This is a genomic window from Rhizobacter sp. P1_G5 (genome assembly GCF_056405435.1).
The window spans coordinates 1-3695 of the sequence record NZ_JBFUCB010000603.1; the positions used below are offsets into that span (position 1 = coordinate 1).

Sequence of the window (3695 nt, forward strand, 5' to 3'; positions counted from 1 at the left end):
GCATCGTTCGATCGAGGCCGACCTGCCGAACAACGCCGTCATCAACGTGGGCGCCGGCGTGCCGACCTCGGTGCTGGCCCTCAGCGAGACGCTGCGCAGGGTTTCCGGCTTCGACGCGCGCACGCGGATCACCGGCCAGTACCGCGTCGGCGACATCCGCCACTGCTATGCCGACCTGACCCGGCTGGAATCCCTGCTCGGCCTGCGGCCCACGGTCAGCCTGGACGAAGGCCTGACCCGCTTCTGCAACTGGGCCCGCACGCAGCCCGTGCACGTCGATCAGCTGGAGGCCGCCACCGCAGTGCTGCGCGAAAAGGGACTCAGCAATCCATGACACGCAACGAGCTGCTCGATGCCGACTGGGCACGTCTGTGTGCCCTGAGCGGCCAGCCCGGCCGCGCGCGGCGCTGGTCGAGTGCCTTCTCGCCGCGCTTCGCCCCCGTCTGGCTGCTGCGCACCGGCCAGGCCTTGTGGGCCGGCGGCTGGCCCCGCCTGGCCAAGCTGCCCGGCCTGCTGAACGCCGTGCTGTTCGGGCTCGAGGTCCCGGCACGCCTGCCGATCGGCCCCGGGCTGGTGATCGCCCACACCTACGGCACCGTCCTCGGCGCTGCACGCATCGGCGCCCGCGTCACCATCTTCCACCAAGTGACGCTGGGCGCGCGCGAGGCCGATTTCCATTTCGATGCCGCCAAGCGCCCGCTCGTCGAGGACGACGTCACGCTGGCGGCGGGCGCGAAGGTGCTCGGCCCGGTGACCCTGGGGCAGGGTTGCACGGTGGGCGCCAACGCCGTGGTCCTGGCCGACGTTCCGGCAGGCGCACTGGCGGTCGGCGTGCCGGCGCGCATCGTCGGACCGAAAGGCCCTGCCGAACCATGAACCAGACCGCCAACGTGCCGGCAGCAAGCCCGCGTCGAGGGCATGTGCTGCTCGTATCACCGCTGACATTCAACTACCACCAGATCATCTGCGACACGCTGCGCAGCCTGGGCTATGAGGTGACCTGGTGGAACGAGCGCGCAAGCGACGGCACGCTCCACAAGATCCTGTTGCGGCTGCTGCCGGGCTGGACCCGCAAGGTGTCCCAGCGGCACTTCCTGCGCCGCCTCGATGCGCTCGATCCGCGGTCGGTCTCCCATGTGCTGGTCATCAAGGGCGAGGGCCTGACGACGCACGTCGTGCAGCAGATGCGGCAACGGTTTCCCGGCGCCTCGATGGGTTTCTACCTGTGGGATGGCCTGGAGAACGTCCCGGGAGCCCCGGCCTTGCTGGGCAGCTTCGACAGCGTTGCCACGTTCGACCCGCAGGACGCGCAGCGCCACGGCTGGAATCACCGCCCGCTGTTCGCGAAGAACACGGCACCGATCGCCACACCCGCTTCCGGGTACCGCTTCGACTGGTGCTTCATCGGCACACTGCATTCCGATCGCTACCGGGTCGTCAACCGGGTGCGTCAGTCCATGAAGGACGCCGCGCGCGCGTTCGTCTTCGGCTTCTTTCCCAGCACGCTCCAGTCCGTCGTGGCGCGGCTTCGCTCCCCGGTCATGTGGCGTGCGGCGCGCGGCGAGCTGTCGACCCGGGCGATGGCGCCGGCGCAGGTGCGCTCCGTCGTCGCGCAGTCGTGTGCCGTGCTCGACGTCGAACATCCCCGCCAGCGCGGCCTCACCATGCGCACTATCGAGACCTTGCTCGCCGGCAAGAAGCTCATCACCACCAATCGCCATATTCTCGAGAGCGACCTGTTCCATCCCTCGCGCGTGCTGCTGATCTCGCGATCCGCGCCGGCGATCGACGACGCGTTCCTCGGCGTGCCGTTCGAGCCCGTCGAGGATTCGCTTCGGCAGTCGTACTCGTGCGAGGGTTGGGCACTTCAGTTGCTTGCCGCACAGGAACAGGCGCGAGCGCGGCGACCCGACACCTGACCTCCCGCCATGTCGGATGGCACCCGCGGCACAAGCCACTAAACTCCTGCGCTACGCGCAAGCCTCCCCCTCCTCAATTCAATGATCATCCTGTGTCTGCTGCTGGGCCTGGTCGCCTCCTGGGTCACCACCGAGCGTGCGCGCAAGTACGCCCTGGATGCCGACCTGCTCGACCATCCGAATGCCCGCAGTTCCCACACCATCCCCACGCCGCGTGGGGGCGGGGTCGCCATCGTCGGGTCCTTTCTCGCGCTGGTGGCCCTCCTCTGGCTCGCCGGACACGTTCCGGCGGACTTTGCCGCAGCGGCGCTGGGCAGCGGCCTCGCCGTCGCCATCGTGGGCTTCATCGACGACCGCAAGTCGATCCCCGCGCGCTGGCGCTTCCTCATCCATGCGGCGGCGGGCGCCTGGGTCCTGATTGCGCTGAGAGGCATACCGCCCGTGCCCATCTTCGGCCTGTCGGTGAACCTCGGATGGTTCGGCCTCGCCCTGGCGGTCACCTACGTGGTCTGGATGATCAACCTCTGCAACTTCATGGACGGCATCGACGGCATCGCGAGCGTCGAAGCCATCACCGTCTCGCTCGGTGGTGCTGCATGCTGGTGGATTGCCACCGCAACGCCCCACTGGTTCGTTCCCGTCGCGTTCGCCGCCTGCGTTGCAGGCTTCCTCGCCTGGAACTACCCGCCGGCGAAGATCTTCATGGGCGACTCGGGCAGCGGCTTCATCGGCCTGGTGCTGGCCCTGCTCTCCCTCTGGACGGCGCAGCAGGCCACGCAGGTGTTCTGGTGCTGGTTCATCCTGCTGGGGGGCTTCATGGTCGACGCCACGACGACCCTGGTCCGACGGGTGCGGCGCGGCGAGCGATTCTCCGAAGCCCATCGCAGCCATGCCTATCAATATGCATCGCGCAAGCACCGTTCGCATCAGCGAGTGACGCTGGCCTTCGCTGCCGTGAATCTGTTGTGGCTGCTGCCGATTGCGCTGCTGGTCGCCTGGCGGCTGGTGGACGGCGTCGCTGCCACCATCGTGGCCTATGCACCGCTGGTGTGGCTGGCCTTTCGCTACAAGGCCGGCGTGCGCGCCGAACAGGACGTCTGACCATGGCTCGTGTGTTGATCGTGGGCGCAGGGGGATATGGCCGCTCGGTCGCGGACGCGCTGCTGTGCGCGCAGCAGCGGCCGGTCGGCTTTCTCGACGACCGCTGGCCCGACCTGCAGCAGGTGTGGGATGAGCCGGTGCTTGGCAGGCTCGCCGATCTGATCCGTCTGCGCGAGCAGGCGGATGCGGTCGTGATCGCCATCGGCAATAACGCCGCCCGGCGCCGGGCGTTCCAGCAGGCGCTGGCCGCCGGATTCACGGCCGCCGGCGTGATCCACCCGCGTGCCGTGGTGTCGCCGCGCGCCTTCATCGGCGCCGGTGTGACCATCATGGCCAATGCCGTCATCGGATGCGATGCACATGTCGGCGACGGCGTCATCGTCAACGCCGGAGCCATCATCGACCACGACGCACGGCTCGGTGACTTTGCTCATGTGGGCATCGGCGCCTGCATGGCAGGCGGAGCCGAACTCGGCGACGAAGCCTGGCTCCAGGAAGGCTGCACGCTGGGCCCGGGCCAGAAGGTGCCGGCCGGCATCACCGTCGCAGCCGACAGATCCCAGCGGGGTTGAATCGCATGATCCGAAGCCGACTGGGCCTCTGGCTCGCCAAACTCCCGCCGCGCGCCAAGCTGGCGATGATGATTGGCAGCGACGCCGTCTTCCTGCCGCTGTG

At 68.5% G+C, this 3695-nt stretch carries 4 protein-coding genes and 1 pseudogene; all 5 read left to right on the forward strand.

Annotation, left to right across the window (positions count from 1 at the left end):
• Positions 1 to 334 (forward strand): annotated as a pseudogene (locus AC1D12_RS27820) (epimerase); the annotation flags it as partial.
• On the forward strand, positions 331 to 876 hold the full coding sequence (locus AC1D12_RS27825; protein WP_477844310.1) for a serine O-acetyltransferase: 546 nt from the start codon (positions 331 to 333) through the stop codon (positions 874 to 876). The pseudogene AC1D12_RS27820 and the gene AC1D12_RS27825, both read left to right, overlap by 4 nt.
• The gene (locus tag AC1D12_RS27830; RefSeq protein WP_477844313.1) at positions 873 to 1919 is read left to right on the forward strand and encodes a WaaS/CpsH family glycosyltransferase; all 1047 of its coding nucleotides are present in this window, start codon (positions 873 to 875) and stop codon (positions 1917 to 1919) included. The genes AC1D12_RS27825 and AC1D12_RS27830 overlap by 4 nt, the downstream gene beginning before the upstream one ends.
• Before the next feature lie 81 nt (positions 1920 to 2000).
• Positions 2001 to 3020 carry an MraY family glycosyltransferase gene (locus tag AC1D12_RS27835; protein ID WP_477844315.1) on the forward strand — a complete coding sequence of 340 codons (1020 nt, stop codon included), beginning with the start codon at positions 2001 to 2003 and terminating at the stop codon, positions 3018 to 3020.
• 2 nt (positions 3021 to 3022) lie between these two features.
• Positions 3023 to 3592 (forward strand): NeuD/PglB/VioB family sugar acetyltransferase, encoded by a 570-nt coding sequence (locus tag AC1D12_RS27840; protein ID WP_477826534.1) that lies wholly within the window; start codon positions 3023 to 3025, stop codon positions 3590 to 3592.
• Positions 3593 to 3695: the final 103 nt, after the last annotated feature.